The organism is Actinomycetospora soli (assembly GCF_021026295.1).
GTDB lineage: Bacteria > Actinomycetota > Actinomycetes > Mycobacteriales > Pseudonocardiaceae > Actinomycetospora > Actinomycetospora soli.
Window position 1 is genome coordinate 234,471 of record NZ_JAJNDA010000001.1, and the last position, 18,504, is coordinate 252,974.

At 73.8% G+C, this 18,504-nt stretch carries 16 protein-coding genes and 1 pseudogene; 11 read left to right on the top strand and 6 right to left on the bottom strand.

The features are described 5' to 3' along the window. The first annotated feature begins 24 nt into the window (after positions 1 to 24). The 7 genes from LN037_RS01190 (at position 25) to LN037_RS01220 (ending at position 6,371) form a co-directional block, all read left to right on the top strand. Positions 25 to 717 (top strand): fumarylacetoacetate hydrolase family protein, encoded by a 693-nt coding sequence (locus tag LN037_RS01190; protein ID WP_230749039.1) that lies wholly within the window; start codon positions 25 to 27, stop codon positions 715 to 717. Further along, a complete protein-coding gene (locus LN037_RS01195) occupies positions 714 to 1,160 on the top strand; it encodes a cupin domain-containing protein (protein WP_230749041.1) in 447 nt (148 codons plus the stop codon). Before LN037_RS01190 ends, LN037_RS01195 begins: the two co-directional genes overlap by 4 nt. After that, positions 1,157 to 2,008 carry an acyl-CoA thioesterase gene (locus LN037_RS01200; protein ID WP_230749043.1) on the top strand — a complete coding sequence of 284 codons (852 nt, stop codon included), beginning with the start codon at positions 1,157 to 1,159 and terminating at the stop codon, positions 2,006 to 2,008. Before LN037_RS01195 ends, LN037_RS01200 begins: the two co-directional genes overlap by 4 nt. A 94-nt stretch (positions 2,009 to 2,102) precedes the next feature. After that, positions 2,103 to 3,488: a phenylacetate--CoA ligase family protein gene (locus LN037_RS33250; protein ID WP_230749045.1), complete on the top strand. Its 1,386-nt coding sequence runs from the start codon at positions 2,103 to 2,105 to the stop codon at positions 3,486 to 3,488. Continuing rightward, positions 3,485 to 3,688, top strand: coding sequence for a hypothetical protein (locus tag LN037_RS01210; protein WP_230749047.1), 204 nt, complete (start codon positions 3,485 to 3,487; stop codon positions 3,686 to 3,688). Before LN037_RS33250 ends, LN037_RS01210 begins: the two co-directional genes overlap by 4 nt. Before the next feature lie 2 nt (positions 3,689 to 3,690). Beyond that, positions 3,691 to 5,979 (top strand): bifunctional salicylyl-CoA 5-hydroxylase/oxidoreductase, encoded by a 2,289-nt coding sequence (locus LN037_RS01215; protein ID WP_230749049.1) that lies wholly within the window; start codon positions 3,691 to 3,693, stop codon positions 5,977 to 5,979. Positions 5,980 to 5,996: 17 nt separating this feature from the next. Beyond that, complete coding sequence (locus tag LN037_RS01220; RefSeq protein ID WP_230749051.1) at positions 5,997 to 6,371, top strand: acyl-CoA thioesterase; 375 nt, start codon at positions 5,997 to 5,999, stop codon at positions 6,369 to 6,371. A gap of 133 nt (positions 6,372 to 6,504) precedes the next feature. Here LN037_RS01220 and LN037_RS01225 read toward each other — a convergent pair whose 3' ends face one another. The 5 genes from LN037_RS01225 to LN037_RS01245 all read right to left on the bottom strand — a co-directional run bounded on the left by LN037_RS01225 (position 6,505) and on the right by LN037_RS01245 (position 12,298). Beyond that, positions 6,505 to 7,251 (bottom strand): dihydrofolate reductase family protein, encoded by a 747-nt coding sequence (locus LN037_RS01225; RefSeq protein ID WP_230749052.1) that lies wholly within the window; start codon positions 7,249 to 7,251, stop codon positions 6,505 to 6,507. Then, a complete protein-coding gene (gene folP / locus LN037_RS01230) occupies positions 7,251 to 8,105 on the bottom strand; it encodes a dihydropteroate synthase (RefSeq protein WP_230749495.1) in 855 nt (284 codons plus the stop codon). The genes LN037_RS01225 and folP overlap by 1 nt, the downstream gene beginning before the upstream one ends. 174 nt (positions 8,106 to 8,279) lie before the next feature. Then, a complete protein-coding gene (locus tag LN037_RS01235) occupies positions 8,280 to 9,887 on the bottom strand; it encodes a phytoene desaturase family protein (RefSeq protein ID WP_230749054.1) in 1,608 nt (535 codons plus the stop codon). A 15-nt stretch (positions 9,888 to 9,902) separates the two neighbouring features. Then, positions 9,903 to 11,582: a thiamine pyrophosphate-binding protein gene (locus tag LN037_RS01240; RefSeq protein WP_308286086.1), complete on the bottom strand. Its 1,680-nt coding sequence runs from the start codon at positions 11,580 to 11,582 to the stop codon at positions 9,903 to 9,905. Next, entirely contained in the window at positions 11,513 to 12,298 is a 786-nt protein-coding gene (locus tag LN037_RS01245) for a cyclase family protein (protein WP_230749056.1), read from the bottom strand. Before LN037_RS01245 ends, LN037_RS01240 begins: the two co-directional genes overlap by 70 nt. A gap of 190 nt (positions 12,299 to 12,488) precedes the next feature. Between LN037_RS01245 and LN037_RS01250 the strand changes: the two genes are divergently transcribed. From LN037_RS01250 to LN037_RS33260, 4 genes and pseudogenes are all read left to right on the top strand, one after another. After that, positions 12,489 to 14,678, top strand: coding sequence for a thiamine pyrophosphate-dependent enzyme (locus LN037_RS01250; RefSeq protein ID WP_230749058.1), 2,190 nt, complete (start codon positions 12,489 to 12,491; stop codon positions 14,676 to 14,678). Beyond that, positions 14,678 to 16,285, top strand: a complete 1,608-nt coding sequence (locus LN037_RS01255) for an indolepyruvate oxidoreductase subunit beta family protein (RefSeq protein WP_230749060.1) — start codon at positions 14,678 to 14,680, stop codon at positions 16,283 to 16,285. Before LN037_RS01250 ends, LN037_RS01255 begins: the two co-directional genes overlap by 1 nt. Before the next feature lie 70 nt (positions 16,286 to 16,355). After that, positions 16,356 to 16,946 (top strand): annotated as a pseudogene (locus LN037_RS33255) (LLM class flavin-dependent oxidoreductase); the annotation flags it as partial. A gap of 95 nt (positions 16,947 to 17,041) precedes the next feature. Continuing rightward, positions 17,042 to 17,440, top strand: a complete 399-nt coding sequence (locus tag LN037_RS33260; protein ID WP_230749521.1) for an LLM class flavin-dependent oxidoreductase — start codon at positions 17,042 to 17,044, stop codon at positions 17,438 to 17,440. Between the two features lie 43 nt (positions 17,441 to 17,483). Here the strand turns inward: LN037_RS33260 and LN037_RS01270 are convergent, their stop codons facing one another. Next, the gene (locus LN037_RS01270; RefSeq protein WP_230749062.1) at positions 17,484 to 18,452 is read right to left on the bottom strand and encodes an AraC family transcriptional regulator; all 969 of its coding nucleotides are present in this window, start codon (positions 18,450 to 18,452) and stop codon (positions 17,484 to 17,486) included. Positions 18,453 to 18,504: the final 52 nt, after the last annotated feature.

Consider the following 18,504-nt stretch of genomic DNA (forward strand, 5'->3'; position numbering starts at 1 on the left):
CACCGCTCAGGTTAGTGTGCTTTCGTGACCGCCGTAAAGCAGACGCCATACAGCGGCCGCGACGTGCCCCGCAGCGCCAAGGTCATCTGCTGCGGACGCAACTACCGGGCACACGTCGCGGAGCTCGGCAACGAGCTGCCCGCGCACCCGACGCTGTTCACCAAGTTCGCCGACTCGCTGACCGGCGCAGGAGACGACGTCGTCATCACCCCGGCGATCGAGGAGGCGGGCCTGGACTGGGAGGCCGAGCTCGCCGTCGTCGTCGGGAAGCCCCTCCCCCGGTACGCCACGACGGACCAGGCGCGCGACGCGGTCCGCGGCTACACCGTCGCCAACGACCTGTCGGTCCGCGGCCGGCAGTGGCGGACCACGCAGTGGCTGCCGGGCAAGGCGCTCGACGCGTCGACCCCGGTCGGGCCGCACCTCGTGACCGGCCTCGATCCCGCCGACGGCCTCGCCCTGACCTGCCACGTCAACGGCGAGCTGATGCAGTCCGGGTCGACCGACGACCTCGTCTTCGGCGTCCCGACCCTGCTCGTCGCGATCAGCGAGTTCACCACCCTGGCCCCCGGCGACCTCGTCCTCACCGGAACGCCCGGTGGGGTCGGCGCCGCGCTGGACCCGCCCCGGTTCCTGCACGACGGCGACGTCGTCGAGTGCGCGATCGAGGGTATCGGCAGCACCCGCACCACGATCCACGTCAAGGAGGCAGCATGACCACCTCGGAAGAGGCGCTCCGCACCGACGTCGTCCCGGTCGTCACCCGGGCCGGCGGCGAGGCCCGGAACGAGAACCAGGGCGAAGGCGTCCACCGCATCTCGGGCGTCTCCCCCCAGCACACCCCGGCCACCAGGATCTGGTTCGGGAAGGTCTGGAACGAGCCCGGGTTCCGCTCGCCGCCCCACCACCACGGCGAGGCCGAGACCGGCGGCACCGTGCTCAAGGGCCACGGCCGCATCTACTTCGGCGAGAACTACGCGGAGTACGTCGACATGACCGAGGGCGACTTCGTCTTCGTCCCGCCCTACATGCCGCACGTCGAGGCGAACATGTCGACCACCGAGGAGCTGGTCTGGCTGACCTGCCGCACCCCGGACAACATCGTCGTCAACCTCGACGAGGTCGACGACGCGATCCTCGAGGGGTACCGGCGCGCATGACCTTCGAGCCCACCGTCCGGCCCCTGCTCGACGCGCTCGCGCTCAAGGCCGACGGCACCGACACGTTCCTCGTCGACCCGCAGATCATCCCGTCGGGTCGCGTCTACGGCGGCGAGCTCGTCGCGCAGGCCGCCGCCGCGGGGTCGCTCACCGTCGACGACGACCGACGCATCCACTCCCTGCACGGCTACTTCCTCCGGGCCGGCGACGTGCACACCCCGACCCGCTGGGAGGTCGAGCGCCTGCGCGACGGACGCGGCTTCTCCCAGCGCGTCGTCCGCGGCCTGCAGGGCGACCGCGAGCTCTTCCGCGCCATGGCCTCGTTCCAGGTCCCGACGCCGGGCGCCCCGCAGCACGCGGAGCCCGCCCCGGACCTCCCCGACCCGGAGTCGCTCCCGACCTCGGCGCAGGCCGTGGCCGGGACCGGCGTCCGCGACGAGGCCTACTGGGCCGACGGCCGGTCGTTCGACATGCGCCACTGGCCCGACCCGGTGTACGTGGAGAAGGGTTCCGGCACCGGTCAGGTGGTCTGGCTCCGCGCCTTCGAGGCCCTGCCCGACGACCCCGCGGTCCACCGCGCGGCGCTGGCCTACGTCTGCGACTACACGCTGCTCGAGCCGATCCTGCGTCGCCACGGAGCGGCCTGGTCCGACGACGGGATCATGACGGCGAGCCTCGACCACGCGATGTGGTGGCACGCCGACGGTCGGATGGACGACTGGGTGGCCCTCGTGCAGGACTCCCCGTTCGCCGACCGCGGCACCGGGATCGGCCGCGCCCGGCTGTACTCCCGCGACGGCACGCTGCTCGCGAGCGTCGTCCAGGAGGGCGTCGTCCGCCTGCCCTGAGCCTTCTCGTGTCTCTGCCGTCCGGTGCGGATCACCGACGCCCGTACCGGAACCGAACCACCGACCCGGAGCCGCCCGACCACGGAGGATCGCCGTGAGCGACCAACCCTTCTGGAACCCCAAGACCGAGACCCTCCCGCGGGAGCAGCTGCGCGAGCTCCAGCTCGCCAAGCTGCGCCGGACGGTCGCGTGGGCGAAGGCGCGCAGCCCGCACTACGCGCGCACGCTCGCCGGCGTCGACCCCGACCGGCTCCGCACCTGGGACGACCTCGCCCGCATCCCCTTCCTCACCCGCGAGGAGTGGATGACGAGCCAGGACGCGGTGCCGCCCTACGGCGAGCTCCCGGTGGTCGGGCCGGAGGCGGCGGTCCGCGTGCACACGACGTCGGGCACCTCCGGGCGCACCCCGCTGCGCGCCCTCGACTCCCGCAAGGACTGGTCGTGGGCCGCGGAGATGTGGTGCTACGCGCTGTGGGGCGCGGGGATCCGGCCGCACGACGTCGGCTACGTCGCCTTCGGGTACGGCAGCTTCATCGGCTTCTGGGGCCTGCACGGCGGCCTCGAGAAGATCGGGGCGCTGACCGTGCCCGGGGGCGCGCAGACCACGCCCCACCGCGTCCGCCAGATCGTCGACTTCGGCGCCACGGTGGTCGCGTCGACGCCGACCTACGCCCTGCGCCTGGCCCAGGAGGCCGCGGCGATGGGCGTCGACCTGGCCGCCGGCCCGGTGCACACCCTGATCCTCTCCGGGGAGCCCGCCGGCTCGATCCCGGAGACCAAGAGCCTCATCGAACGGGCGTGGGGCGCGAAGGCGATCGACACCGCGGGCATGACCGAGATCTCGACCATCGTCATGTTCGAGCCCGCGAACCAGCCCGGCGGCTGCCACGTCATCGAGGACCACTTCATCGAGGAGGTCATCGACCCGTCGAGCGGCCGGGCCCTGCCCTACGGCGAGCGCGGCGAACGGGTCTGCACGTCGTTCGGCCGCTCCACCACGCCGCTACTGCGCTACCGCACCGCGGACCTCGTCATGAAGGTCCCCGCCGCGACCGCCGGCAACGGCCGCACCTTCGACCTCTACGAGGGCGGGATCATCGGCCGCGTGGACGACATGAAGCTCGTCCGCGGCACCAACGTCTACCCCGGTGCGATCGAGGCGATCGTCCGCGGCCACGCCGGGATCGAGGAGTTCCAGGTCCGCCTCGAGCACCTCGACGGCCGGGACGAGGTGATCCTCGTCCTCGAGCCCCATCCCACCGTCGGCGACGACGGGTGGGCGCGGCTCGCCGACGACCTCGGCCGCGAGCTCGCCGACGCCCACGAGGGCCTGCGCTTCCTGCTGCGCCGCGCGGCCACCGACGAGCTGCCGCGCTTCGAGCTCAAGGCCAAGCGCCTGACCGACGTGCGCGCCGAGCAGCAGCGCGCCGCCCTCGCCGCGACCGCCGCCCCCGCCGCCCCCGCCAAGGAGCCCGCATGAGCACCGACCTGGTGGGCACCGAGCTCACCGCCACCGAGACCGAGCTGCTCGCCGCATACGACGCGCTGCGCGCCCTGCTCGCCGCCGACGACCTGCCGCCCTGCGCCGCCGCCGGCGTCCGCGCGGCGCTGGCCCCGCTCGCCGTCGTCGTGACCGACCTCGGCCTGCGCTTCGAGCACCTCACCGACCTGGGAGTCTGAGCATGAAGATCGCCTCCATCGGCGGCGGCCCCGGCGGGCTGTTCACCGCCATCCTGGCGAAGAGGACCGACCCGGACCGCGAGATCGTCGTGTACGAGCGCAACGCCGCCGACGACACCTTCGGCTTCGGGGTCGTGTTCTCCGAGGAGACCCTGCAGAACATCGCCGACGCGGACCCGACGTCGATCGACCGCATCCAGGCCGAGTTCCGGCACTGGTCGGCCATCGACACCGACTTCCTCGGCACCGTCGAGCGCTCCGACGGGCACGCGTTCGCCGCGCTGGAGCGCAAGCGGCTCCTGCAGATCCTCGGCGAGCGGGCCCTCGAGCTCGGCGTCGACGTCCGCTACTCGACCGAGGCGCCCCCGCTCGACGAGGTCCGGCGCTCCTATGACGTCGTCCTCGCCGCCGACGGCGTCAACAGCCGCACCCGCGAGGCGCTCGCCGACCAGTTCGTGCCCTCCCGCGAGGGCCGCACCGCGAAGTACGCCTGGTTCGCCACCGAGCGGCCCTTCGACTGCTTCACGTTCCTCATCGTCGAGACCCGGTTCGGTCTGTTCTGGGCGCACATCTACCCGTTCGACGACACCCGCTCGACCTTCATCGTCGAGACCGACGAGGCGACCTGGCGGCGCGCGGGACTCGACGCCCACGCGTCGGTCGAGCGCCGACCGGGCGAGAACGACGAGGCCTCGATGCGCTTCTGCGAGGAGATCTTCGCCGAGCACCTCGACGGCCACCGGCTGATCGGCAACAACTCCGGCTGGCTCTCGTTCACCGTCATGCGCAACGAGCACTGGTCGGCGGGCAACGTCGTCCTCGTCGGCGACGCCGCGCACACCGCCCACTTCTCCATCGGCTCGGGCACCAAGCTCGCCCTCGAGGACGCGATCGCGCTCGCCGGCGCCATCGACAGGGAGTCCGACGTCGACGCGGCGCTCAAGGCCTACGCCGAGGAGCGCAAGCCCGTCGTCGCCTCGCTGCAGCGCTCCGCGCAGACCAGCCTGGAGTGGTTCGAAGGGCTCGCCCGCTACCGCCACCTCCAGCCGCAGCAGTTCGTGTTCCAGCTGCTCACGCGCTCGCAGCGCGTCACCTACGACAACCTGCGGCTCCGCGACCCGGACTACGTCGGCCGGCTGGACCGCTGGCTGGCCGGGCAGACCCGGGCACTCGGCCTGGAGGTCGCCGACGGCACGCCGCCGATGTTCCACCCCTGGCGCCTGCGGGGGCGGACCTTCCCCAACCGCATCGTCATGTCCCCCATGGCGCAGTACTCCGCGGTCGACGGCCTCCCCACCGACTGGCACCTCGTCCACCTCGGTTCGCGCGCCGTCGGCGGCGCCGGCCTCGTCATGACCGAGATGACCTGCGTGAGCCCCGAGGGCCGCATCACCCTCGGCTGCCCGGGCCTCTGGAACGACGAGCAGACGCAGGCGTGGCGCCGCGTCGTCGACTTCGTCCACGGCCAGACCCCGGCGCTCATCGGCGCCCAGATCGGCCACGCCGGGCGCAAGGGCTCCACGAAGGTCATGTGGGAGGGGATCGACGACCCCCTTCCCGACGACGAGGCGTGGGAGATCCTCGGGCCGTCCCCCGTCCCGTACCGGTCGGACTCGCCGGTGCCGCGGGAGATGACCCAGGACGACATCGACGCCGTCGTCGCCGCGCACGTCGACACGGCGCGGCGGGCAGCCGAGGCCGGCTTCGACCTGCTCGAGCTGCACTACGCGCACGGCTACCTCGTGTCGTCGTTCCTCTCGCCGCTGTCGAACCGGCGCACCGACCGCTACGGCGGCTCGCTGGAGAACCGGGCGAGGCTCGGGCTGGAGATCCTCGACGCGGTGCGGGAGGTGTGGCCGGCGGACCGGCCGATCAGCGTGCGCATCAGCGCCACCGACTGGGTGGACGACGGCGGGTTCACCGGCGACGACGCGGTGGCACTCGCCCCGATGCTCGCCGCGCACGGCGCCGACGTCATCGACGTCTCCACCGGGCAGACCTCGGTCGACGCCGACCCGAAGTACGGCCGGCTCTACCAGACCCCGTTCGCCGACCGGATCCGTCAGGAGACCGGCGTCCCCACCATCACCGTCGGGGCCGTCGCGTCGGTGGAGGACGCGAACACCATCATCGCGTCCGGGCGGGCCGACCTGTGCGCGATCGCCCGCCCGCACCTGGTCGACCCCTACTGGACCTGGAACGCCGCGCTGGACCAGGACTACCGCGGTGTCCCGGTGCCGAAGCAGTACCGCTCCGGTCTCTCGGCCCGTCGTCGGGAACAGCACCCGTGATCGTCTCGCGACGACGCGTGGAGTGGCACGACACCGACGCCGCCGGCCACCAGCACCACTCCGCGGTGCTGCGGTGGGTGGAGGCGGCCGAGGCGGAGCTGCTGCGCTCGGTGGGGTGCGCCCGACTGTTCGGGCGCACCCCGCGGGTGCGGCACGAGGTGGACTACCGGTCGCGGGTGTTCTTCGGCGACGAGGTCGAGACGACGCTGCGGGTCGAGGCGCTCGGCCGGTCGTCGCTCACCTACGCGTTCGACGTGGCCTGCTCCGACCGCCCCGTGGCGAGCGGCCGCCTCGTCATCGTGCACGCCCCGTCCGCCACGGGCGGCGCCGAGCCGTGGCCGGAGGACGTCCGGGCGGCCCTGGGGCCGATCGTCACCGCCACCCCGGCTTGAGCGAAGGGCACCTTCGGTCGAGTAGACGGGCCGTGGGCGCCCACCGCCATCCCGGGCTCGACCGAACGAAGGGCACCGTCGGTCGGCCTATTCGACCGAAGGTGCCCTTCGCTCAACGCAGGGAGGGTGGGCGTCAGCCCCGCGTGCGCAGGTACCGCACGAGCAGCGTCGAGTCCTCGACCAGCAACGAGTCGACGGTGAACCCGCGCGGCTCGTCCAACGGGGCGTCCGTGCGCGCCACGCGGCCCGCCTGCCCGGCGACGGCCGTCGGCACGAAGCTGATCCGCATCTCGTCGACGAGGTCGGCGTCGAGCAGCTTGCCGGTCAGTCCCGGGCCGCCCTCGCAGTCGATGCTGCGCAGCCCGCGCCCGGCGAGCTGGCGGACCGCGTCGGCCAGGTCCACGTCGTCGTCCCCGGCGATCAGTACCTCGGCGCCCGCGTCCTGCCACGCCCGCTGCTTGTCGGCCGGCGCCGAGGCGCACGTGATCACGATGGTCGGCACCAGCACATCGACGACGCTCGGTGCGTCGGCGGGCAGCGACCCGGAGGTCACGACGGCGAGCGGCGGCACCGCGGCGAGCCCGTGCCGCTCCCGACGACGGGCCGACTCCCCCTCCGGCCGCAGCCCCGGGTACTCCTCGGCCACGGCCGTGCCGGAGGCGAGCAGCACGACGTCGGCCAGGTCGTGCCCGAGCCCGAAGACCTTCCGGTCGGCGTCGGACGACAGTCCCCGGCTCTTCCCGTCGATCTCGATGCCGCCGTCGAGCGAGCTGACGAAGTTGACGGCGACCCACCCCGACGACCGCTCCGGGTAGACGTAGAGCTCCTCCAGCTGCGCCGGGTCGAGCTCGCCGGCCGGCAGCGGCCACACCCGGTGCACTACATCCACCTCTCGGCGCGCGACGGCGGGCGGTGGCCCAGCACGCTGGCGACCATCTCCAGCGTCTGGCGGGTCTCCTCGACCTGGTGGGCGCGCACCATCGCGACGCCCATCTGCGCGCACAGCGCGGTCGCGGCGAGCGTGCCGGTGAGGCGGCCGTCGAGCGGGACGTCCAGGGTCTCCCCCACCACGCCCTTGTTGCTCATCGCGAGCAGCACCGGCCACCCGGTGTCGATCAGCCGGGGCAGCGTGCGCAGCACCTCGAGGCTCTGCAGCGTGTTCTTGCCGAAGTCGATCGTGGGGTCGAGCAGGACGCCGTCGGCCGGCACGCCCGCCTCCACCGCCCGCTGCGCGAGCGCGACCGTGAAGTCCACGACGTCGCCCATCACGTCGTCGTAGACCGGCTTCTCCGGGTCGGTCCGGGGCGTGAGGCCACCCGTGTGGGCGGCCACGTAGCCGGCGCCGTACCGGGCGGTCACCGGGAGGATGTCCTCGTCCCAGCCGGCCCAGCTGTCGTTGACCAGGTCGGCCCCGGCCGCGAGCAGGGCCTCCGCCGCCTCGGCGCGGTAGGTGTCGATGGAGATCGTCAGCTCCGGGAACCGCTCGCGGGCCCAGACCAGCGTCGGGCGCACCCGGTCGATCTCGTCGGCGACCGTCACCTCCGGCCCGGGGCTCGCGGGCACGCCGCCGAGGTCGACGACGTCCGCACCCTGCGCCACCGCCCGCTCGACCGCCGCCTCGGCGGCCGCGGGCTGCCAGGTGGCCCCGTGGTCGTAGAAGGAGTTCGGCGTCCGGTTGACGATCGCCATGATCAGGGCGCGGTCACGGCGGAGCCGCCGCCCGTGGATCGTCATCTCGACGTTCGCGCGGGTCGGTGCGCTCACCGGATGACCGTGGTCTCGATCAGGATCGGCATGAGAACTTGATACACGGACCGTCGTGGTCCGGCCACCGATCACCCGGTTCATGATCACGACGTCGTGAGCGTGTCGCACCAGGGTGTGCGCGTGTCGCTCCCGGAGCCACGATCACGCTCGCCGCCGGCCCAGCAGCGCCTCCGCCACCAGGTGCCCGGACGCCCCGCCGAGGCCCGGCCCCGGGTGCGTCGACGCCCCGAGGTGCCAGAGGCCCGGCACGCACGTCCGGTGCCGCCCCGCCGACGGCAGCGGCCGCCACGCGAAGTTCTGGTCCAGCTCGGCCGACCCGGCGTACGGGTCGCCCCCGATCGCGTTCGGGTTCCGGCCCTCGAGGTCGGCCGGCGAGATGACGTCGATGCCTGTCCTCCCGTCGCTGCGCTCGCCTTTGACCCCGACGACGAGCTCCCGCAGCCCGGGTGCCCGGGCGGCGACCCGGTCGAGCACGCGGTCGGCGTAGGCACGGGCCAGCGCCGGCGTCCACTCCCCCGACCCGACGTCGAGCACGCCCGCCGCGTCCCCCACCGGGCGCGACGGCACCTCCTGGAGCTGCAGCCAGAGCGCCGCGCACCCGGCCGGGACCCGCGACGGGTCGAGCACGTGCTGCTGCCCGACGACCACCGTGGGCCGCCGCGGCAGCAGGCCCGCCTCGGCCTCGGCGCAGGCGATCCCGGTCGACGACGAACCGTCGGTCAGGTGCACGAGCGGCACCTCGCGCAGCGCCGGGTCGCGCCACGGCACCGGACCCGAGAGGGCCACGTGGATCTGCATCGCGGCGCGGCCCGGCCGGTAGGAGCGCGCCTCCTCGGCGATCCGCGCGGGCACGACCCCGCTGGGCAGCAGTTCCGTGTACAGCGCCCCGGGCGCCACGGAGGCCAGCACCGCGTCGGCCCGCACCGAGAAGCCGTCGCCCTCGACCCCGACGGCCCGCCCGCCGCGCACCACGATCCGCTCCACGCGGCGCCCGAGCCGGACGTCGACCCCGCGCTCGGCGAGCAGCGCGGCGAACGCGTCGACGAACCGCCCCGCCCCGCCGACCACCACGGGCAGGCCCGCCCCGTGCATGGTCGCGGCGAACACCGGCACCATCGCCCCGCCCGACGCGGCGTCCGGCGCCAGGCCGGCGTGCAGCAGCCACGGGGCCCACAGCCGGTCCACCTCGACGCCGGTGAACCGCCCCCGCAGCCACGACCGGCCGCTGGTCAGGGCGTCGCGGGCGTAGGCCGCCGCCCCGCGCCGCCCCGCCGAGCGCAGCAGCGAGAACAGCGGCTTCCCGACGGCGGGTGACCACAGTTCGGAGCCCAGGAGCGTCCCGAGCGCGCCCACGTCGCGCCCGAAGCCGGCGATCATCGCGCGGTAGGCCTCGGCGTCGTCGGGATCGGCGAAGCCCTTCACCGTCTCCTCGACGTCGCGGTAGGCGATCGTCGGCGACCCGTCGTCGGGAACGGTCGCCGTCAACGGCCCGTCGGTGTTCGCGTAGGCGAGACCGTGGCGGGCGAGGTCGTCGCCCAGCTCGGCGAACGCGGGGCCGGTGACGAACAGCGGGTGCCACGACGACCACGTGTCGTGGACGTACCCGGGCACCGTCCGCTCCCCGCTGCCGATGAACCCGCCGAGCTCGTCGGCGGCGTCGAGCAGCGTCACCGACCGGCCCGCGCCCGCGAGCCGCGCCGCCGCGACCATGCCGTTGATCCCGGCGCCGACGACCACCACGTCCGTCATCCGACTCAGTGCTCCCTAGTGTTCTCTGAACGCCTCGGCCAGCCACCAGGACGGCTCGTCCGAGGTCACCTTGGCGTCGAGCAGCAGCGGCCGGTCGCGCCGACCGGCAAGCCACCCGCGCACGATGTCGAGGTCCGCCACCGACCGCACCGTCGCCGCGTCGGCGCCGTACCCGCGCGCGATCGCGGCGAGGTCGGCGTCCGGGAAGCGGACGGTGCTCTGGTCGGCGTCGGTGAAGTGATGGAACTCCGCGCCGTACCCGGCGTCGTCGTAGACCACGACGAGCATCCCCAGACCGAGCCGCACGGCGGTCTCGAACTCGCTGATGCCCATGAGGAACCCGCCGTCACCGCAGGCCGCGACGGGCAGCCGGTCGGGGCGGGCGAGCGCCGCCCCGATCGCCGTCGCGAGCCCCAGGCCGATCGACTGGAACCCCTGGGTGAGGCAGAAGCCGGCCTCGTCGGGCACCCGGAGGTAGCCCGACGGGTAGCCCATGAAGTTGCCGGAGTCGACGGCGACCGTCCGTTCCAGCGGCAGCAGCTCGTCGAGCGCGGCCGTGAGCGTGCGCGGGTCGATCCGGTCCCCGGACTCGGTGTCCGGCACGAGCGTGTGCCGCGGCGCGATCCGCGCGACCACCTCCGGGGTCCGGTAGCCGACCTGCTCGTCGACCACGGCGAGCGCGTCCCGGGCGGTCGCCGCCACGTCCCCGAGCACGGCGAGGTCGACCGGGCGCTGCGCGCCGAGCGCCTCGGGGGTGTCGTCGACCTGGGCCACGGTGGCACCCGCGAGCAGCTCGCCGCCGCGCACCGTCCAGCGGGTGAGCGCCGCGCCCCACGCGACGACGACGTCGGCCCCGGTGATCAGCTCCGCGGTCTCCGGCGTCGAGAAGCCGCCCGAGATGCCGAGCGACCAGTCCGACCCGGTGAACAGCCCGTGGGCGACGGCGGTCGTGGCCAGCAGGGCGCCGCACCGCGCCGCGAGGGCCTCGAGCTCCGCGCGGGCCCCGCGCGCACCTCGTCCCGCGACGAACACGGGCCGCTCGGCGCGGTCGAGCAGGTCGACCAGGGCCACGACGGCGTCCGCGTCCGGGGCCGGGGGCCGCCAGGTGGTCCGGGCGGGAGGGGCGGTCCCGACGGCGGGTTCGGCCTGGACGTCGATCGGGAGGCTGAGCACCACGGTGCGGCGCTGGTCGCGGCACGTCCCGTAGGCCCGAACCACGTCGACCGCCGCCGAGGTCGCCGTGTGCACGCGCTCGGCCACGGCGCCCACCGAGCGGGCCAGTGCGTCCTGGTCCACCCGGAAGTTCGACCGCACGGCGGCGCGCGGGGAGTCCGCGGCCAGCACGAGCAGCGGGGTCCGGCTCTTGGCGGCCTCGGCGATCCCGGTGAGGGCGTTGGTCAGCCCGCACCCCTGGTGCACCGTCAGCACCGCCACCTCCCCCGTCGTCCGTGCCCAGGCGTCCGCCGCGGTCGCGGCCCCGCCCTCGTGGCGCGCCGCGGTGTACGGCACGCCGGTGGCACGCAGGGCGTTGGCGAGCCGCAGGTTGCCGCTGCCCACCACGCCGAACGCGTGCCCCGCGCCGAGCTCGCCGACCAGCCGGCCGACCTGCTCGGCGACGGTGCTGCCTAGCCCTTCTCCACCAGGGCCAGCACCCGCGTCGGGCTGCCCGAGCCGCCCAGAATCGGCAGCGGGCACACGATCAGCACCGCGCCCGTCGCCGGTAGCCGTCCGAGGTTCCGCAGACTGGTCAGTCCCCACTTGTTCGCCCCCATGAGGTAGTGGTGGCAGGAGAAGGGCGGGTCGAAGCCTCCGGCCGCACCGGCGTCCGTCCCGACCGTCTCGACCCCGAACCCGGTCAGCGGGGACTCCTGCGCGATCCAGCGCGCGCACTCGGTCGACACCCCGGGGGTGTGCGGCCCGGCGGCGTCGGCGTTGACGAACTCCTCCTGGGTCTCCCCCCGAGCCTCCCAGCCGGTGCGGTAGAGGAGCCACCCGCCGTCGGGAAGGGGACCGTGCTCGGCCTGCCAGGCCTCGAGGTGGGCGACCTCGAGGAGGAAGTCCGGGTCCTTCTCCACCTCGGCGGTCATGTCGATCACCGCGACGGGGGCGACGAGCGTGCCCATCGGTGCCTGCGAGACGTCGAGGCCGTCGCGACCGGTGACCCAGTGGTTCGGGGCGTCGAGGTGGGTGCCGGTGTGCTCGCCGGTGTGGATGTCGTTCCAGTACCAGGCCGGGCCGCGGTCGTCGTAGCGGGAGAGCTCCTCGAGCCGGAACCGCGAGGTGTTCGCGAACGGCTCGGGCAGCTCGAGGATCGGGGTGGACTCCTGCAGCGGCGTGGTGAGGTCGACGACCTCCACGCCCCCGGAACGGGTGGCCTGCACGAGCGCGGACAGCAGGGACTGCTCGGACACGGGGACTCCTTCGGACGGGGCTCGCTGCGAAGCATGGCGATCCGTGCACCCGAGCGGTATCCACCCTGCGCCCCGGTTGTCCACCCGCCGTCGGGTGCGGCGTCCGACGGACAACGGCGGCGCGGCGGGGATAGCTCCGCCGGGGCCGCCCGGCGAGCGTGTGGCGCACACCCACCACGAAGGAGCCCCCATGGCCGAACGGTCCTTCGCCGCCGAGGTCGCGAAGCTCCGCCTGGGCGCCGGCGAGACCCTCCACGTCGAGGGCATCCTCGCCGTCACCAAGGCGCTGCTGCAGTCCGGCGTGGCCTACGTCGGCGGCTACCAGGGCGCGCCGATCTCGCACCTCATGGACGTGCTCGGGGACGCGAGCGAGATTCTCGACGAGCTCGACATCCGCTTCGAGAACTCCGCCTCCGAGGCCACCGCCGCCGCGATGCTGGCCGCCTCGGTGCACCAGCCGCTGCGCGGGGCGATCACCTTCAAGTCCCCGGTGGGGACCAACGTCGCCTCGGACGCCCTGGCCAACCTCGCGAGCGGCGGCGTGACCGGCGGCGCGCTGGTGATCCTCGGCGAGGACTACGGCGAGGGTTCGTCGATCATGCAGGAGCGCTCGCACGCGTTCGCGATGAAGTCGCAGATGTGGCTGCTCGACCCGCGTCCGAACATCACCGCCATCGTCGACGCGGTCGAGGCCGGCTTCGAGCTCTCCGAGGCCAGCAACACCCCCGTGTTCCTCGAGCTACGACTGCGCTCGTGCCACCTGCACGGCGGGTTCGTCGCGAAGGACAACGTGCGCCCGCCGATGACCGTGCGCGAGGCCGCCGACGCCCCGCGGCGCGCCGTCGACCGGATCGTGCTGCCGCCCGCCTCCTTCGCGCACGAGAAGGAGAAGCTCGCCGACCGCTGGCCGGCGGCGGTCCGGTTCATCCGCGAGCGGGGCCTCAACGAAGTCTTCCCCGGCTCGCCCGAGGCGACCGACGTCGGGATCCTCGTCCAGGGCGGGCTCTACAACACGATGAACCGGGCGCTGGAGCTCCTCGGCTGCTCGGACAGCCACGGCCGCAGCCGGATCCCGGTCTACGTCATGAACGTGACCTACCCGGTCGTCGACGCGGAGGTCCTCGACTTCTGCGCGGACAAGAAGGCCGTGATCATGGTCGAGGAGGGCCAGCCCGACTACATCGAGCAGAACCTCCACGCGATCCTGCGCCGCGCCGGCTCGATCACCACACTGCACGGCAAGGACCTGCTCGCGCCGGGCGGCGAGTACACGACCCAGGTCGTCACCCGCGGGCTCGCGGACTTCCTGACGACCTACGTCCCCGACCTGGTCGCGGCCCGGCCGGCGCTCCTGCGCGACGCGGACGACCCGACGAGCCCGTTCGCCCCGCGCGTCGCCGCCGACGTCGTGCGCCCGCGCCCGCCGGGCCTGTGCACCGGCTGCCCCGAGCGCCCGATCTTCTCCGGGCTGAAGCTCGCCGAGCGCGAGACCGGGCAGCACCACGTCAGCGCCGACATCGGCTGCCACCTGTTCGCGATCAACGCCCCGTTCGACCTCGGTGCCACCACGATGGGCTACGGGCTCGGGGCGGCGGGTGCGGCCGCGCTCTCGGCGCCGGGGTCGGAGCAGCGCGCCATCTCGATCATGGGTGACGGCGGGTTCTGGCACAACGGCCTGACCAGCGGCGTCGGCAACGCGGTGTTCAACAGGTCCGACCAGGTCATGGTCGTGGTGGACAACGACTACGCCGCCGCGACCGGCGGCCAGGACGTGCTCTCCTCGCACGCCGACACCGAGCGCCGCTCCACGCAGCACCCCATCGAGAAGGCCGCGCGCGGGCTCGGCGTCACGAACGCGACGACGATCGACCACACCTACGACGTGCAGCGCGTGAAGGACACGTTCCTGAGGGCGTTCCGGCGGAAGAAGGGGTCGGGACCCGAACTGCTCGTCATGCAGTCCGAGTGCCAGCTCAACCGGCAGCGGCGGGTGCGCAAGGAACGGTCGGACAAGCTGAAGCGCGGCGAGCGGGTGGTCCGCGAGCGGTTCGGGGTGGACCCGGAGACCTGCACCGGCGACCACGCGTGCGTGCGCATCTCCGGCTGCCCGTCGCTGACGATCACCGACAACCCCGACCCGCTGCGCAGCGACCCGATCGCGACGGTGCTCGACAGCTGCGTCGGCTGCGGGGTGTGCGGCAACAACGCCCACGCCGCGGTGCTGTGCCCGTCGTTCTACCGGACCGACGTCGTCGACAACCCGACGCGCGGCGAACGGCTGCGCGGCGCGTTCCGGTCCCGCTGGATCGCGCTCGCCGGGCGTGCCCTGGAGCGGCACGCCGCGCGGATGGAGCCCGTGACCGAGAAGGAGGCCGCCTGATGCCCACCCTGATGCCCGCGCCCACCACCGCGGCGGGCGCCTCCTGGTACGCCGGGCAGCGCCCGATCACGGTCGCCGTCCTCGCCATGGGTGGCGAGGGCGGCGGCGTCCTCGCCGACTGGATCGTCGCCGTCGCCGAGGGGGCGGGCCACCACGCCCAGACCACCTCGGTCGCGGGCGTCGCCCAGCGCACCGGCGCCACCGTGTACTACGTCGAGCTCCACCCGCCCGTGCCCGGGGACGTCGCCGGCGGGCGGCCCGAGCCCGTGCTGAGCGTCTTCCCCGCACCCGGCGAGGTGGACCTCGTCGTCGCCTCCGAGCTCATGGAGTGCGGCCGGGCCGTACAGCGTGGCTTCGCCACCCCCGACCGCACCACGCTGATCACCTCGACGAACCGCGTCTACTCGATCGACGAGAAGTCCCACCTCGGCGACGGCCGCGTCGACACCTCGGCGCTGCTCGACGCCGCCGGGAAGGCCGCGAAGCGTCTCGTCGCGGAGGACTTCGCGGCGATCGCCGGCCGCCACGGCAGCGTCATCAGCGCGTCGCTGCTCGGCGCGGTCGCGGGCTCCGGCGTGCTCCCGTTCGCGCGGTCGGCCTACGAGGACGCCATCCGCGCGGCGGGCAAGGGCGTGGAGCCGAGCCTGGCGGCGTTCTCCGGCGGGTTCGACGCCGCGGCGCCTCCGAGGCCGACCTCCGTGCCGGTGGACATCACGATCGGCCCCCGCCCGGTGTCGCCGCAGGAGCGCAAGGACCGCGAGGAGGCCCGGCGCACCGAGATCGCGGCGACCGACCCGGCGTCGCTCGTCGGGCCCGACCTGGCCGGGCTCGCCGTCGGGACCCTCGAGCTCCCGCGGGCCGTGCGCTCGACCGTGCTGCACGGCCTCGTTCGGACCGGGCTGTACCAGGACGTCGACTACGCGCGGCGCTACCTGGACCGCGTCGTGCGGATCGCGTCGTGCGGGGACGACGAGCTCACGGTCGCCGTGGCCCGGCAGCTCGCGCTCTGGATGTGCTACCAGGACACGATCCACGTCGCGCTGCAGAAGTGCCGCGCGCGGCGGATGGAGCGGGTGCGCACCGAGGCCAAGGCGACCCGGGCGCAACTGTCGAGGGTGCACGAGTACCTGCACCCGCAGGTCGACGAGATCACCGACACCCTGCCCGTGCGCCTCGGGGCCGCGCTGCGCCGCTCCCGGCTCTTCGCACGGGTGGTCGGGCGCGTGACGAAGGACGGGATGGTCCTCGACACCACGTCGGTCCGCGGCTACGCGATGCTCGCGACGATGGCCCGGATGCGGCCGCTGCGACCCCGCTCGCTGCGCTTCGCCCGCGAGCAGGAGGCGATCGGGGCGTGGCTGGACCTGATCGTCGAGATCGCGGCCGACGATCCCGACCTCGCCCGTGAGGTCGCCGAGTGCCAGCGCGTGCTCAAGGGCTACGGCGCCACCTGGGAGCACGGGATGGAGAGCTACACCGCCCTCGTGTCGGCGGCCCGGTCGCTGCGCGGCCGCCCGAGCGCGGCGGCCACCCTCGCCGACCTGCGCGCGGCGGCGCTGGCGGACGAGGACGGCACGGCGCTGAAGGGGGCGCTGGCGGGCCTCTGAGGTGGGCTGGGAGCGCCCCGGACCCGTCACGGAGCGGACGTCCGGAGATCGTGACAGGAAGGCCACGAGCATGCTGCGGAACGACCCCGACCACTTCCTGCTCGGACTGTTCTCCCCCAACTGCTCCTCGGGGCTCGCCGTCACGACGGTCCCCGAGCGCTGGTCGGGCAGCTGGGAGGACAACCTGGCCCTCGCCGTGCTGGCCGACGAGGTCGGGGTCGACTTCCTCCTCCCGATCGCCCGCTTCATCGGTTACGGGGGCGAGACGAACTTCCACGAGGGCGTGCTGGAGCCGGTGCCGTGGGCGGCGGGGCTGCTCGCGCGCACGCGGGACATCCACGTGTTCCCGACGGTGCACACGGCGTTCAACCACCCGGTGGTCACCGCCAAGCAACTCGCCACGGTCGACCGGATCGGCGGCGGACGAGCCGGGATCAACATCGTCGCCGGGTGGAACAAGCCGGAGTACGACGCGATGGGCGTCGACCTGCCCGCCGACCACGACGCCCGCTACGCTCGCGCCCAGGAGTGGTGGGACGTCGTCCGGAAGCTCTGGACGACGCCGGGCCGCTTCGATCACCACGGCGAGTACTTCGACCTCGTCGGCCTCGAGGGCGAGCCCAAGCCGGTGCACGGGACGCTGCCGGTGCTCAACGCCGGCTCGTCGGGACAGGGTCGCGGGTTCGCCGCCGGCAACGCCGACTTGCGTTCACCGTGGTCGCAGGCCCGGAGGACGGTGCGGCGATCGTCGACGGCGTGCGCACCGCTGCCCGGGAGCAGCACGGCCGTTCGATGGGCGTGCTCACCCTCGGCCACGTCGTCTGCCGCCCGACCCGGGCCGAGGCCGACGACGCGCTGCACCACTACGCCGAGGAGGGCGCGGACTGGGCGGCCGTCGACAACCTCATGGCGCTGCAGGGCCTGCACGCGCAGTCGTTCACCCCGGAGATGCTCGCGACGTTCCGGTCCCGGTTCGCCGCGGGCCACGGCAGCGCGCCCCTCGTCGGCACGCCCGACGACGTCGCCACCGAGATCGCCCGCTACGCGAAGGCCGGGTTCGCCGGGATGACGCTCGCGTTCCTCGACTACGTGGCCGAGCTGCCCTACGTCGCGCAGGAGGTGTTCCCGCGCCTGGAGCGGCTCGGGGTGCGCTGACGCGCCTGTGAGCACTAAAGGTCGCTATAGCGACCTTTAGTGCTCACCTGCGCAGCACCTCGCTCGGCGAGCACCCGTAGCGGCGCCGGTAGGCGATCGAGAAGCGGCCGAGGTGGGTGAAGCCCCAGTCGCTGGCCACGGCGGACACGCTCGTCGCCGCCGGGTCGGCGGCCTCGAGCTCCGCGTGCGCCCCGGCGAGGCGCACCTGGCGCAGCTGCTCGGTCGGCGTCGTGTCCAGGTGCCGCCGGAACCCCTCCTGCAGCGCCCGCACCGACAGGCCGACGCACTCGGCGACGTCCTCGACCGTCAGCGGTTCACGGGCGTGGGCGACGATGAGGTCGTCGGCCTTGCGGATCAGGCGCGGCACCACGGTTCCCGAGGCCGGGTCGGGGCTCGTCGGGGCGTGCGCCAGCAGCAGCCCCGAGAGCACCATCTGCTCGACCTGCGGCCGCAGCACCGGATGGTCGAGCCGACCGTCGTGCTCGACGTCGGCGCGCAGCAGGTCGAGGGTCTGGCGCCAGGCGCGGGCGGCCGGCGTCGTGAGGTCCATCGCGAGCGGCAGCCGCGCCCCCTGCACGTACCCCAGCAGGGCCGCCTGCCGCTCGAGCGCGGTGCGGTCCATCCGCACGATCAGCTGGGCGTTCCCCTCGCCCCACGTCATCTCGGCCGGGACGTCCGGGTCGGGCACCGACGCGGTCGTCGGGTCGGACACGATCCCCTCGCCACCCGAGCGCACCCGGGCCCGCCCGGCGAGCGGAATCTGCACGAGGACGAACGAGTCGAACGGCTCGGGCGCGATCCGCACCGGCGCGCCGTACTCGAGGTAGTTCAGACCGACGGCCCCGAAATCGACGGCGCTGAAACGGACGCGGTGCCCGCCGGAACGATCTTCGGGACGCAGGGAGTGGGGACAGAAGACCTCGCCGACCCGCTCGCGGGCCTCGTCGAGATCCGGTGAGTCCACGCGGCGGTGGGCGGCCAGCGGGGCGCTGACCTGCATCGTCGTCGTCATGAGCGACCTCCCCGGTGCGCGTCAGCGGGATAGCGTCCGCGTGACGAGGATA

Bases quoted from the DNA above. Each gene is read 5' to 3' on its own strand.
- LN037_RS01210 (WP_230749047.1), top strand. From the start codon at position 3,485: ATGAGCACCGACCTGGTGGGCACCGAGCTCACCGCCACCGAGACCGAG.
- LN037_RS01250 (WP_230749058.1), top strand. From the start codon at position 12,489: ATGGCCGAACGGTCCTTCGCCGCCGAGGTCGCGAAGCTCCGCCTGGGC.
- LN037_RS01215 (WP_230749049.1), top strand. From the start codon at position 3,691: ATGAAGATCGCCTCCATCGGCGGCGGCCCCGGCGGGCTGTTCACCGCC.
- LN037_RS01235 (WP_230749054.1), bottom strand. From the start codon at position 9,887: ATGACGGACGTGGTGGTCGTCGGCGCCGGGATCAACGGCATGGTCGCG.
- LN037_RS01255 (WP_230749060.1), top strand. From the start codon at position 14,678: ATGCCCACCCTGATGCCCGCGCCCACCACCGCGGCGGGCGCCTCCTGG.
- LN037_RS01270 (WP_230749062.1), bottom strand. From the start codon at position 18,452: ATGACGACGACGATGCAGGTCAGCGCCCCGCTGGCCGCCCACCGCCGC.
- folP (WP_230749495.1), bottom strand. From the start codon at position 8,105: ATGACGATCCACGGGCGGCGGCTCCGCCGTGACCGCGCCCTGATCATG.
- LN037_RS01200 (WP_230749043.1), top strand. From the start codon at position 1,157: ATGACCTTCGAGCCCACCGTCCGGCCCCTGCTCGACGCGCTCGCGCTC.
- LN037_RS01195 (WP_230749041.1), top strand. From the start codon at position 714: ATGACCACCTCGGAAGAGGCGCTCCGCACCGACGTCGTCCCGGTCGTC.